The sequence below is a fragment of the Streptomyces sp. HPF1205 genome (assembly GCF_020400825.1).
In the GTDB taxonomy this organism is placed as follows: domain Bacteria; phylum Actinomycetota; class Actinomycetes; order Streptomycetales; family Streptomycetaceae; genus Actinacidiphila.
The window spans coordinates 54415-66684 of the sequence record NZ_JAINVH010000001.1; the positions used below are offsets into that span (position 1 = coordinate 54415).

General features: G+C 69.5%; 13 protein-coding genes and 1 other RNA gene. 8 read left to right on the top strand and 6 right to left on the bottom strand.

The features are described 5' to 3' along the window. The first annotated feature begins 56 nt into the window (after window positions 1-56). The 7 genes from ftsX to K7G61_RS00210 all read left to right on the top strand — a co-directional run bounded on the left by ftsX (window position 57) and on the right by K7G61_RS00210 (window position 4888). Window positions 57-974 (top strand): permease-like cell division protein FtsX, encoded by a 918-nt coding sequence (gene ftsX, locus K7G61_RS00180; protein WP_225844405.1) that lies wholly within the window; start codon window positions 57-59, stop codon window positions 972-974. Between the two features lie 156 nt (window positions 975-1130). After that, complete coding sequence (locus K7G61_RS00185) at window positions 1131-2420, top strand: S41 family peptidase (RefSeq protein ID WP_225844406.1); 1290 nt, start codon at window positions 1131-1133, stop codon at window positions 2418-2420. 18 nt (window positions 2421-2438) lie between these two features. Continuing rightward, complete coding sequence (smpB, locus tag K7G61_RS00190) at window positions 2439-2918, top strand: SsrA-binding protein SmpB (protein WP_225844407.1); 480 nt, start codon at window positions 2439-2441, stop codon at window positions 2916-2918. A 200-nt stretch (window positions 2919-3118) separates the two neighbouring features. Continuing rightward, window positions 3119-3488: a transfer-messenger RNA gene (gene ssrA / locus K7G61_RS00195) on the top strand. Window positions 3489-3866: 378 nt separating this feature from the next. After that, the gene (locus K7G61_RS00200) at window positions 3867-4244 is read left to right on the top strand and encodes a type II toxin-antitoxin system Phd/YefM family antitoxin (RefSeq protein ID WP_225844408.1); all 378 of its coding nucleotides are present in this window, start codon (window positions 3867-3869) and stop codon (window positions 4242-4244) included. Window positions 4245-4350: 106 nt separating this feature from the next. Beyond that, complete coding sequence (locus tag K7G61_RS00205) at window positions 4351-4530, top strand: hypothetical protein (RefSeq protein WP_374204009.1); 180 nt, start codon at window positions 4351-4353, stop codon at window positions 4528-4530. Continuing rightward, window positions 4511-4888, top strand: a complete 378-nt coding sequence (locus K7G61_RS00210) for a hypothetical protein (RefSeq protein WP_225844409.1) — start codon at window positions 4511-4513, stop codon at window positions 4886-4888. The genes K7G61_RS00205 and K7G61_RS00210 overlap by 20 nt, the downstream gene beginning before the upstream one ends. 40 nt (window positions 4889-4928) lie before the next feature. On the opposite strand, the gene K7G61_RS00215 is transcribed toward K7G61_RS00210, so the two are convergent. Together K7G61_RS00215 and K7G61_RS00220 are read right to left on the bottom strand one after the other, a co-directional pair. Continuing rightward, a complete protein-coding gene (locus K7G61_RS00215) occupies window positions 4929-5147 on the bottom strand; it encodes a DUF397 domain-containing protein (RefSeq protein WP_225844410.1) in 219 nt (72 codons plus the stop codon). After that, the gene (locus K7G61_RS00220; protein WP_225844411.1) at window positions 5131-5973 is read right to left on the bottom strand and encodes a helix-turn-helix transcriptional regulator; all 843 of its coding nucleotides are present in this window, start codon (window positions 5971-5973) and stop codon (window positions 5131-5133) included. Before K7G61_RS00220 ends, K7G61_RS00215 begins: the two co-directional genes overlap by 17 nt. 271 nt (window positions 5974-6244) lie before the next feature. Between K7G61_RS00220 and K7G61_RS00225 the strand changes: the two genes are divergently transcribed. Beyond that, entirely contained in the window at window positions 6245-6688 is a 444-nt protein-coding gene (locus K7G61_RS00225; protein WP_374204010.1) for an ATP-binding protein, read from the top strand. A gap of 29 nt (window positions 6689-6717) precedes the next feature. On the opposite strand, the gene yicI is transcribed toward K7G61_RS00225, so the two are convergent. The 4 genes from yicI to K7G61_RS00245 all read right to left on the bottom strand — a co-directional run bounded on the left by yicI (window position 6718) and on the right by K7G61_RS00245 (window position 12140). Further along, window positions 6718-8958, bottom strand: coding sequence for an alpha-xylosidase (gene yicI, locus K7G61_RS00230; protein ID WP_225844412.1), 2241 nt, complete (start codon window positions 8956-8958; stop codon window positions 6718-6720). A 52-nt stretch (window positions 8959-9010) separates the two neighbouring features. Beyond that, the gene (locus K7G61_RS00235) at window positions 9011-9775 is read right to left on the bottom strand and encodes a carbohydrate ABC transporter permease (RefSeq protein ID WP_225844801.1); all 765 of its coding nucleotides are present in this window, start codon (window positions 9773-9775) and stop codon (window positions 9011-9013) included. 113 nt (window positions 9776-9888) lie between these two features. Beyond that, window positions 9889-10836: a carbohydrate ABC transporter permease gene (locus K7G61_RS00240; protein ID WP_225844413.1), complete on the bottom strand. Its 948-nt coding sequence runs from the start codon at window positions 10834-10836 to the stop codon at window positions 9889-9891. Then, window positions 10833-12140 carry an extracellular solute-binding protein gene (locus K7G61_RS00245; protein WP_225844414.1) on the bottom strand — a complete coding sequence of 436 codons (1308 nt, stop codon included), beginning with the start codon at window positions 12138-12140 and terminating at the stop codon, window positions 10833-10835. The genes K7G61_RS00240 and K7G61_RS00245 overlap by 4 nt, the downstream gene beginning before the upstream one ends. Window positions 12141-12270: the final 130 nt, after the last annotated feature.

The following is a 12270-nucleotide window of genomic DNA, read 5'->3' on the forward strand; positions in this document are numbered from 1 at the left end:
GGCCCCCGCCGCAGCCCCGCCGTACACCCGCCCCCTTCTGAGAGGAACCCGACACCATGCGCGCCCAGTTCGTCCTGTCGGAGATCGGCGTCGGTCTCCGCCGCAACCTCACGATGACCTTCGCCGTCATCATCTCCGTGGCGCTCTCGCTCGCCCTCACCGGCGGCGCCCTGCTCGCCAACAAGCAGGTCGACTCGATGAAGGGCTACTGGTACGGCAAGGTCCAGGTCACCCTCTACATGTGCAACAAGGCGGACTCGTCGACGACGCCGAGCTGCGCCAAGGGCGCGGTGACCGACGACCAGAAGAAGCAGATCCTCGCCGACCTCGACAAGCTGCCGATCGTGCAGAAGGTGTACTACGAGTCGGCGGAGCAGGCGTACAAGCACTACAAGGAGCAGTTCAAGAACTCCCCGCTGGCCAGCTCCATCACCCCCGACCAGATGCAGGAGAACTACCGGGTCAAGCTCAAGGACCCGACCAAGTTCGCCGTCGTGGCGAGCGAGTTCAGCGGCCGGCCCGGCGTCCAGTCGGTCGAGGACCAGCGCAAGGTGCTGCAGAACCTCTTCAGCCTGCTCAACGGCATGACCCGGGTCGCCTACGTGGTGCTCGCCTTCATGCTCACCGTCGCCATGCTGCTGATCGTCAACACCGTGCGCGTCTCGGCGTTCAGCCGCCGCCGCGAGACCGGCATCATGCGGCTGGTCGGCGCGTCCAGCTTCTACATCCAGATGCCGTTCATCATGGAGGCCGCCTTCGCGGGACTGGTGGGCGCGGGACTGGCCTGCACGATGCTGCTCGGCGGACGCTACTTCATGATCGACCACGGTCTGCGGCTGCAGGACAAGATCCCCCTGGTGTCGTTCATCGGCTGGGACTCCGTGGTCAAGGTGCTGCCCCTGGTGCTGCTCATCGGCATCGTGATGCCCGCCCTCGCCGCGTTCGTGGCGCTGCGGCGGTACCTGAAGGTCTGACGTCCGGCCCGGCGTACCGGGGGGCTCCGGCCCGGCGTGCGGGGGCGGCCAACGGCCGTGCGGCGCTCGCGACTTCGTACGGCGTGCGGCGTGTCCTCGGCCACGTCGCACGTCAACCTCCCGTGCACCGCCCCGTTCTCGCCTAGACTTCCCGCCATGTCCGGCCCGTCGCTGTTCGGGACGCCCCGCCGCATTCGCCGCGGGGCGACGTGGACGTTGGTGCTCGGCGCCGTACTGGCCTCCGGCGCCACCGCGGGCGGCATCACCGGACCGCCCGGACCGGCGGCCGATCAGCGGGCGGCCGCGCACGGCGGCCGCGCCCGTGTCACCACCGTCGCGGACGCCGACGCTTCGTCCGGGCGGTCAGGGGCCGGCTCGGGGTACGAGTCCGGGACCGGTACGGGGTCCGGCGCCGCGGCGAGCGACGGCGAGGGCACCGGGACCAGCGACGAGGCCCTCGTCGACAGCGCCCGCATCGCCGCCGAGATCGCGGCCGGCACGGTCGGACCGCAGGCCGTGCAGAAACTCGTCAGCCGCAGCGGCGACCGGTGGTCCTCCTTCTACACCGCCCAGGAGTACGCCGGGCTGCAGCAGGCGCTCGACGGCAAGTACGTCGGGGTCGGCCTGTGGGTGCGGCGGATCGACGGCGGCAGCATCCAGATCGCAAGGGTCCAGCGGGCGAGCCCGGCCGACCGCGCGGGCCTGCGGGTCGGCGACGTCCTGACCGCCATCGACAGCACCCGCTGCACGGGGCTGGCGGTCACCGAGGTGGTCGCCGACCTGCGCGGCGACGGCCGGCCCGGCAGCGCGGTCACGCTGGGTGTACGACGGGACGCGCGCTCCTGGGCGGTCACCCTGCACCGCGCCACCCTCGCGACCGACGCCGTCACCGTCACCCGCGACGGGAACGGTCCGACAATCGTCAAGATCGACGCCTTCAGCCGGGGAGTGGGCGCCCAGGTCCGGGAGGCGGTACGCGGCGCCCGGCACGGCGTCCTGCTGGACCTGCGCGGCAACTCCGGCGGGCTGGTCACGGAGGCCGTCGCGGTCGCGTCGGCCTTCCTCGACGGCGGGCTCGTCGCCACGTACGACGTGCACGGCCGCCAGCAGGCCCTCTACGCGACTGAGGGCGGCGACACCGCGGTCCCGCTCGTCGTACTGGTCGACGGCGGCACCATGAGCGCCGCCGAGATGCTGGCCGGGGCGCTGCAGGACCGCGGCAGGGCCGTCGTCATGGGCTCGCGCACCTTCGGCAAGGGCTCGGTCCAGATGCCCAGCGCCCTCCCGGACGGCTCGGTGGCCGAGCTGACCGTCGGCCACTACACACTGCCGGACGGCAGGGAAGTGGACGGGCAGGGCATCACCCCGGACGTCCAGGTGCCCGCGGGTGAGGACCCGGTCGCCGGCAGCCGCGAGGTATTCGCTGGCCTCGGAGCCCTCTCGTAGTGCGAGAATGGCCCCGCTATGGCTAAAGAGACCGGTCGCAAGATGATCGCGCAGAACAAGAAGGCGCGGCACGACTACCACATCCTCGACACGTACGAGGCGGGCCTGGTGCTCACCGGCACCGAGGTCAAGTCGCTGCGCCTGGGACGCGCGTCCCTGGTGGACGGCTTCGCCCAGCTCGACGGCGGCGAGGCGTGGCTGTACAACGTGCACATTCCCGAGTACACCCAGGGCACCTGGACCAACCACGCGGCCCGCCGCAAGCGCAAGATGCTGCTGCACCGCTCCGAGATCGACAAACTCGCCCAGAAGACGCAGGAGACCGGCAACACCGTCGTCCCCCTCGCGCTGTACTTCAAGGAGGGCCGGGTCAAGGTCGAGATCGCCCTCGCGAAGGGCAAGAAGGAGTACGACAAGCGGCAGACGCTGCGGGAGAAGCAGGACCGGCGCGAGGCCGACCGGGCGATCTCCGCGGCCAGGCGCAGGCAGCGGGCGTGACGTCGTCGTCACTCCCTCGCACTCCCACGTCACTCTTTCGTCACTCTTCGTGGTGAACCCGCGTCCCACCTCGGGGTGACGTCCGGGTGACCGCGGCGGGAATGCGCTGGCACGGCGCCTTGTTCTGACCGTATGATGGCTGTGAGCCGCCCACCGCGGGATGCCTTGCGGGAGGGTGGTGCACCTTGAAAACACCACATGGGGATGATCGGTTTCGACTGGGGATGTCGAAGCAGGGGAAGCGAGCCGAGGAAGCGGCAATGATCTCGTAAACCATATGCCGAAACCAATAATCGCCAACAACAAGCGCGATTCCTTCACCCTCGCTGCCTGAGTAGCGACTCGTGAAGTGTCAGCCCGGGGCTGTTCCCGACCCGGATCCTGGCATCATCAAGGGAACTAAACCTTAAGGACCGGTCACGGGTCCTTAAGGGAAACCTCACAGTGACTGAGCCCGTCGGCGGCTTGTCCGCGTGACCGCCGGGGCCGAGAAAAGCACAGCGGACTGCGCTCGGAGAAGCCCTGATTTGGCACCACAGGACGCGGGTTCGATTCCCGCCATCTCCACTCGTCGAGAGGCGAGGTGTGTCCGCGGAAAGCGCGGACCACCTCGCCTCGTCGCTTTCTGCGCGGGCTTCGCCCGCGCGAGGCGGGGGGCCTGCGGCCCACCCGCACCCCCCGCCGAGGGTGGCCGCACCTCCGACGGTTCGCCGGCGTGCGGCTCGCCCGGAAGGGGCGGGGCCTTGCGGAGCGCCCGCGCCCCCTGCCAAGGGTGCCGTACTCCCGACGGTGGGCCTTCTTCCGGGCTCACCCGGTGGGGCGGGGGCCTTGCGGGCAGCCGGCACCCGGGGTGGGCGTGCGTTCGGCGGTTCACCGGCCGTGGGGTCACCCGGTGGGGCGGGGGCCTGCGGTCACCCGTACGGAGCATCGGCGACGGTGTGCGGGACTGTGACGTTCTACGCGTTCTACATTTGCGGCATGAGTGCGCGCGTATCCGTGCGAGAGCTGAATCAGAACACGTCGGGCGTCATCGCGCGCGTCAAGGCGGGCGAGACCATCACCATCACGCAGGACGGTGAAGAAGTCGCCACCATCGCCCCGAAGGGACGGCCCGTCGGCACACTCGTCTACCCCTTCCGAACCGATCCGATGGGACCCTTTGAAGACCTGCCAGTCCTCGAAGGCGAGGCCCCCGGCGACGACGAGCTCAGCAGGATGCTGCGCGAGCTGGGCAGTCACGATCTTGTCGCCACGGACGGCGACTTCGGGATGGTCCGTCCCCTGGACGCTCATGACGCCTTCCGGCTCCTGCCCGCAGATCTCTGAGCCGCCGGCCGGCACCCTGCCGTATCCGTTCGTCCCCCGCTGTCCGGCTCGTGGGTAGAGTTTCGGGGGCGTCCGGGACTCTGGCGGGAATTGGAGTGACGACGACATGTCCACTCGTATCGACTACTTCGACGACCCGCGCGCTCCGAAGGCCAACAGCGTCGTCCCCTCGGCGAATGTCATCGTCACCCACGCCGAACGGATCCTGATGATCCGTCGCAGCGACAACGGCAACTGGGCGGACCGCCGAGCTGTTCGGCGAGCTGGTGGCCCGGCTGCAGGATGACTTCGCCGCTGGATGCGAGACCGAGCAGGATGTTCAGGACTCCAGCGAATATGGACGCGTCACCGTTCCCGCGGAAGCAACCGTGTGCGGGACGCGGCTCGTGGTCTGCGTGAGCAAGTTTGGGTCCCTCGCCCTGGTCTGCGCTGACAACCCCGGGGCGTTCCTCGGCACGAATGACGCCCAGGCCGAAGGCGAGCTGGACGCTACAGATCTTGCCAAGGTCAACCTTGTGCTGGCCGACCTCGGGTATGCCGTTGTTCCGGAAGAGCTGCTGGAACGTGACTACGACGGACCGAGCCTGCTTCCCCGGCATGTCCAACGGCCCAGTTGGTGGCATCGCTTCTTCGGGATGTTCTGAAGATCAGCCCCTCGTCCCAGTCCCGCGGGCCCGATTGCCGTCAGGCCGTGGGGGGTTCGCCCTCTTTCACGCCCGTGAGGAACGAGCGCCAGGCCGCTTCGGTGAAGGTGAGGGCGGGGCCGTTCGGGTTCTTGCTGTCGCGGACGGGGACCAGGCCGGGGGTGCCGAAGGCCACTTCGACGCAGGCGCCGCCTTCTTGGGCGTTGCTGTAGCTGGACGTGCGCCAGCGCGCGGTGCTCAGGTCAGGGATGGCTCGCATGTCTGTGGTCCTCGATGGCAGCCTCGATGAATGATGCGGACGCACCTGGCGACAGTGCGCACGCCTTCATCCGATCGTACTGCCGGACACGCCGGTTGACGGTCTGCTGATCTTCGAAGACCTCCCCGTTCTCGTCGCCCTCCTCGTAGACGGCCGTGGAACCGTCCGGGAGCGTCAGCAGGATGAGGGTGCCGGACATGATCGGGTAGTCGTTGTGGGTGAAGGGCACGACCTGGATCGTGGTCCGTGCCGTGTTCACGTACGGGAGCAGTGCCGTCAATTGCTCGCACATCACGGCGTGGCCGCCGACCGCGCGCCTGAGTACCGCCTCGTCGATGACGGCCCAGAAGTCCGGTGGGTTGTCGCCCCGGAGAATCTCCTGGCGGCTCAGGCGGGCCGCGAGGAGGTCGTCCAGCTTCTCCTGATCCGCGTCCTGGTGCACCGCGCGGCACAGCGCTTCGAAGTACGCCCTGGTCTGCAACAGTCCCGGCACCAGACTCGCGCCGTACTCCTGGATCCTGGCCGCCTTCGCCTCCAACTCCAGGCAGTGGTCGAAGCGTTTGGGTGTGCGCTCGCGCTTGATCACTTCCCACAGGCCGGTGAACAGCTCGCCCGTGTCGAAGGTGACGTCCAGCTTCTCGGGCAGCGGGGGCAGGGGCAGGCGTTCCGCCACCTCCACCCCGTGGAGGTGCGACTTGCTGTAGTTGACGATGTCCGCCAAGCGGTCCAGGGACATGGCGGCGGTGACGCGCAGGCGCCGCAACTCCGCGCCGAAGAGCGCCCGGGCCGAGGAGGACGGTTTGAGTTCGCGTGGCGTCGGCGACATACCCGGCAGCGTAGTGCCTCAGCGCAACCGGATTGCTACCTACGGTGATTCGCTTGTCCCCTTCCGTGTGATGGGACAAGCAGGCCGGCGTCCTGCCCGGTGACTGGCCGCAGCAGCGGCCGCGTCGCGCCGGGCGCCGTGTGCGCGGCGGTTCGAGGAGACAGCGGGCCCCTGGGAAGCGGGCGGACGGGCGGTCACGATGGTGAGCCCGAGCACACGGAGCGTGACCGCTCGCCGCACGTACGTCGTCGTATCCCGGAGCCGATGCCCCATGCACATGCCCGCCACCCCGAAGACCGAGCCGGCCGCGGACGTCGAATGGCGTCTGTCCCGTCATCCCCGCAGCGTGGGCCGGGCCCGCGCTCTGCTTCGGGCGCAAGCCGGGGTCTGGCGGCTTCCCGACGACACCGCGGAGACCGCCGTGCTGCTCCTGAGCGAACTGGTCACCAACGCCGTACGGCACTCCCGGGTCAGGGGCCGCTACATCGGCACCCGGTGTGTGCTGCGGGCCGGTGTCCTGCGGGTCGAGGTCTGCGACGCGGGGGACGGCCTGCCCGCCCTTCGTACCGCTCGGGACGACGAGGAGGCAGGCCGCGGGCTCGCCCTGGTCGAAGCCCTCGCCACGGCCTGGTCCGCCGACCCGCGGCCCGGCGGGATCGGCAAGACCGTGTGGTTCGAGCTGCCCGCCCGGCCGTCAACCCGCGGGCGGGGCTGAGGTCCGGGGCGCCCATCAGGCCGGCGGCCTCAGCTCCGCAGCGTCAGCGCCTCCCCGGAGACGATCTCCGCCGTCCAGCCCGCCGGGGCGTCCGCCGAGGTCACCGTCACCTCGGAGCCGGAGCGGGTGACCGTGAAGGTCGCCGCCGTGGTGCCGTCGGGGGAGGGGACGCGGCATTCGACGGTGGCGCCGTCCGCCGGCTCGTAGACGCGCAGGGTCACCCCGGAGGCGTACGCGTAGTCCGGGCGGGTCGGGGCGGTGCCCATCGGCAGGACGGTGCCGGGGCGGACCAGGAGGGGGAGGCTGTGGAAGCCGTGGGTCTCCTCGTGCCAGGCGGGGCCCTCGACGGTCTCGCCGGTCAGCAGGTGGGTCCAGCGGCCGGCCGGGACGTAGTAGCGCACCTGGCCCTCGTCGGAGAAGACCGGCGCCACCAGGAGGGAGTCGCCGAGCATGTACTGGCGCTCCAGGTGGGAGCAGGCCGGGTCGCCGGGGAACTCCAGGGCCATCGCGCGCATCATCGGTACGCCCTCGTCGGCGGCCTGCCGCGCCGCCTCGTAGAGGTACGGCATCAGGCGCAGCTTCAGGGCGGTGAAGCGGCGCAGCACCTCGACCGACTCCTCGTCGTACAGCCACGGCACGCGGTAGGACTCGCTGCCGTGCAGCCTGCTGTGCGAGGACAGCAGGCCGAAGGCGACCCACCGCTTGAACAGCGCGGGCGTCGGCGTGCCCTCGAAGCCGCCGATGTCGTGCGACCAGAAGCCGAAGCCGGACAGGCCCAGCGACAGGCCGCCGCGCAGCGACTCGGCCATCGACTCGTACGTGGCCTCGCAGTCGCCGCCCCAGTGCACCGGGAACTGCTGGCCGCCGGCGGTCGCCGAGCGGGCGAACAGCACCGCCTGGCCCTTCCCGCGCCGGGTCCGCAGCAGGTCGTGGACGGTGCGGTTGTAGAGGAAGGCGTAGTAGTTGTGCATGCCCTCGGGATCGGAACCGTCGTGCCAGACCACGTCGGTGGGGACCCGCTCGCCGAAGTCGGTCTTGAAGCAGTCCACGCCCATCGCCAGCAGCGCGTCGAGCTTGGCGGCGAACCACTTGCGGGCGGCCGGGTTGGTGAAGTCCACCAGGGCCATGCCCGGCTGCCACCGGTCCCACTGCCACACGTCCCCGTTCGGCCGCTTCACCAGGTAGCCGGCCGCCTTGCCCTCGGCGAACAGCGGGGAGCGCTGCGCGATGTAGGGATTGATCCACACGCTGACCTTCAGGCCCCGCTCGTGCAGCCGGCGCAGCATGCCCTCGGGGTCGGGGAAGGCCCGCGGGTCCCAGACGAAGTCGCACCAGTTGTACTCGCGCATCCAGAAGCAGTCGAAGTGGAACACCGACAGCGGCAGGTCGCGCTTGGCCATGCCCTCGATGAAGCCGGAGACGGTCTCCTCGTCGTACGAGGTGGTGAACGACGTCGACAGCCACAGGCCGAAGGACCAGGCCGGGGGCAGTGCCGGACGGCCGGTCAGCGCCGTGTACTTGCGCAGGATCTCCTTCGGCGTCGGGCCGTGGATCACCAGGTACTCCAGCGACTGGCCCTCGACGCTGAACTGCACCTTGGAGACGGCCTCGGAGCCGACCTCGAAGCCCACCCGGCCCGGGTCGTTGACGAACACGCCGTAGCCGGCGTCGGTCAGGTAGAACGGGACGTTCTTGTACGCCTGCTCGCTCGACGTGCCGCCGTCGGCGTTCCAGATGTCCACCTCCTGGCCGTTCTTGACCAGCGGGCCGAACCGCTCGCCGAGGCCGTACACCTGGGTGCCGACGTTCAGCAGCAGTTGCTCGCGCATGAAGTGGCGGCCGTCGCCGGTGGTCATGATGCCCATGGACTTCGGGCCGCTCGCGGTCAGCAGCCGCCCGCCTGCGCGGAACTCCATCCGCCACGGGCCGCCGCGGGCGAACCGCACCGACAGCTCCCCGGAGGTGAGGACCGCGTGGTCGGGGTGGTCGGTGACCACCGCGCCGCCGGGCCGCCGTTCGAGGTCGAAGCGCGGTCCGCGCTCGGCGCCGCCGGTCAGGTGGGTGAGCCGGACCGCGATCACGCCCGGCATGGGCGCGGTGCAGGAGATCGTCACCATGGGACCGTCGAGCAGGTCGCCGCGGTGGCGTACCGGCCGGGTGGTGGCGTGGACGTCCAGGCCGCCTGCGTGCGCGCTGACGTCCAGGACTTCGACCGGGTGCGCGGCCGTGACGCCTTCGCGCAGCAGCCAGTAGCCGTCGGTGAATTTCACGAGGGTGTCCTTCTTCGCAACGTGGGAGGTTCGGTCGAGGGGCCGGCCGGCGTCACTTCACGGCGCCCACCGCTATGCCGCGGGTCAGGGTGCGCTGGAAGAGCAGGAAGAACACCAGGGCGGGCAGCACACCGAGCAGGGCCGCCGCGTTGGTCATGGTGGCGTCCATCAGCCGCTGGCCCTGCAGGACGCCGAGGGCCACCGACACCGTCTGGTTGTCGTTGGAGATCAGCATCACCAGGGGCAGCAGGAACTCGTTCCAGGTCCAGATGAAGAAGAACACCAGCAGCACCCCGAGGGTGGACCGGCTCATCGGGACCACGATCCGCCACAGCACCTGCCAGCTGTTCGCCCCGTCGATCCGCGCCGCCTCGATCACCTCGCGGGGGAAGGCGGACAGGACGGAGGAGAGCAGATAGGTGCCGAAGGCGCTCTGGATGACGGTGAAGACGATGACGACGCTGAGCCTGGTGTCGTACAGCCCCACCTGCTTGGCCAGGTAGTACAGCGGATAGACCAGTGCCTCCTGCGGCAGCATCGTCGCCATCAGCAGCACGGTCAGCAGCCACACCCGGCCCTTGACCCGGCCGATGCCGAGCGCGTAGGCGTTGAGCAGCGACAAGATGACGGCCAGTACCGCGACGCTGCCGGATATCAGGACCGAGTTGAACAGCTTCTGCCCGAAGTCCACCCGCTGCCAGAAGTCCTTCAGACCCTGGAAGTACAGGTGGCGGGGCAGGCTCAGCGGGCCGTGGGCGGAGTAGTCGGCCGGGGACTTGAGCGCGTTGAGGACGACCACCGCGAACGGCAGCACCATCACCAGCGCGAGCAGTCCCAGGGCGACCAGCACCGGGAATCTGGCGGCGCCCGCTTTGCGGGGGCGCCGGGCGGGGACAGTGGAGGTCCCCCCGCGGGACGTGGCAGTGGCGGTCATGCGATGTCGTCCTCCGCCCTGGCCTGCAGCCGCAGCGCCACCACGGCGATCGCCATGATGAGCACGGTCAGGACGGTGGAGACCGCCGAACCGTAGCCGACCCGGGTCTTTTCGAAGAAGTTCTGGAACGAGAAGTACGAGGGGACGTCCGTCGCCCCGCCCGGGCCGCCGCGGGTCAGCACGTACACCGCGCCGAACACCTTCAGGGCGGCGACCGTGCACCACAGCAGCGCCACCGAGATCTCCGGGCGCAACTGGGGGATGGTGACGTGCCAGAACCGTTGCCACCAGGAGGCGCCGTCCAGCTCGGCCGCCTCGTGCAGGGCGGGGTCGACCCGCTCCAGGCCGGCCATGAAGATCACCAGCGGGAAGCCGAGCTGCACCCAGACCATCACGCCCATCAGGCTCCACAGCGCGACGTGCGGGTCGCCCAGCCAGTCCTGCCGCCAGGAGCTGAGGTGGAGCTTGGTGAGCAGGGTGTTCAGGGAGCCGCTGTCGGGGGCGAGGATCCAGCTCCACACGATGCCGGCCACCGCGATCGGCAGCACCTGCGGCAGGTAGAAGCAGGCCCGCAGCACCGAGGCGGTGCGGCTGCCGATGTGCTTGGCCACGTAGTCGAACAGCGCCGCGGCCAGGAGCAGGCCGAGGGCGGTGGGGACGACCGCCATGGCCACGACCATGGCCACGCTGTGCCGGAAGGACTCCCAGAACGCCGAGTCGTGGAGCAGTTCGCGGTAGTTGGCCAGGCCCGTCCAGTGCGGGGAGCCGACGCCCTGCCAGTCGGTGAAGCCGGTGCCGACGTTCATCGCGAACGGCACGCCGATCACCAGCAGGAAGCCGAGCAGGCCGGGGATCAGGTACAGGGGGTACGTGGAGCGGGGGCGGCGCGGCGCGCGGCCGCCCCCGGTCACGGAGCCCGTACGCACCTTTGTGCGCAGGTTCATGAGGCGGGCTTGCCCTCGTCGTACGCCTTCTGCAGGTGCGACAGGTAGGCGTTCGGGTCCTCGCTGGAGGTGATCAGCTTCTGGGTCTCGGAGACGAGGACGTCGTAGAAGCCGGGGACCGGCCAGTCGGGGTAGAAGGCCAGGGCGTCGGACCGGGACAGGTCGGCGAAGGTGCTGTTCAGGTCCTTGGCCTTGGGGTCGGTGATGGCCGCGGGGTCGGCGGCGACGGGGACGCCGCCCTTGTTGCCGAGGATGTTCTGCACCTGCTTCTTCATGGTGATGTCGATGAAGTCGTAGGCGAGCTGCTTGTTCTTCGCGCCCTTCGGCACCACCCACAGGTTGCCGCCGGAGCCGGGGGTGAGGTTGCTGTCGGGCCAGCGGAAGGTGCCCCAGTCGAACTTCGCCTCGGACTCGAAGCGGCCGAACCACCAGGTGCCGGAGAAGAGGATCGGGGTCTTGCCGGACAGGAACGCGGTGCCGGCGTCCTCCGCCTTCAGACCGGAGGAGGTCTTGCCGAAGTAGCCCTTCTTCACCCAGTCCGCGAAGGTCTGCGCCGCGTACGTCCAGGCGGCGTCGTGGAAGTCGGTCTTGCCCTTGTAGAGCTGGTAGGCGTCCACCCAGGAGCGGTCCGCCTTGGACAGGGCGAGCTGGTAGAGGTACTGCTGGGCTATGTACTCGGCGCCCGCGTTCGCCAGCGGGGTGATGCCGTGGGCGACGAAGACGTCCATGTCGGCGGTGAGCTCGGCGAGCGTCTTCGGCGGCGCGAGGTGGTACTTGGCGAAGAGGTCCTTGTTGTAGTACGCGAGGGTGAACTCGGCGTAGTTGGGGACGCCGTACCAGTTGCCGGAGCCCATGACGCCCTTGGCGTCGTACCGGCCGACGGCGGCGACGCTCGGGCTGATCTCCTTGTCCCAGCCGTGCGAGGTGACCTGGCTGCTGAGGTCGGTGAGCAGGCCCTGCTTGGCCAGCAGGCCGGCGGTGGCGTTGCCCTTGTTGTACTCCATGACGTCGGGGGCGTCGTGGGAGTTGAGGACCATCGAGGCGGTCTTCTGGATCTGCTCGAAGCCCTTCTCCTCGAACTTCACCTTCACGCCCGGGTGCGACGCCTCGAACTCCTTGATCGCCTCGTTCCAGGCCGTGCCCATGGCGCTGTCCGGGCTCTCGTAGTGCCACAGGGTCAGGGTCTTGCCGTCACCCGACCCACCGCCCCCGCCGGACCCGCCGCAGGCACTCGTGCTCAGCAGGGCCACCACAGCCAGGGCCGCGCCCGCGAGCGCCGTCCTGTTCCTTCGTCCGGTACGCATCGCCAGACCTCCACAGTTCGTATCGAGACAGATCGCGCCGTTCCTCGTGGGGGGATGTTCGTCGAATGAGGTGTCGAAGCGATTCGACACAGGAACGTAGAATGCCCTCCGACCTGTGTCAATGGTGTGA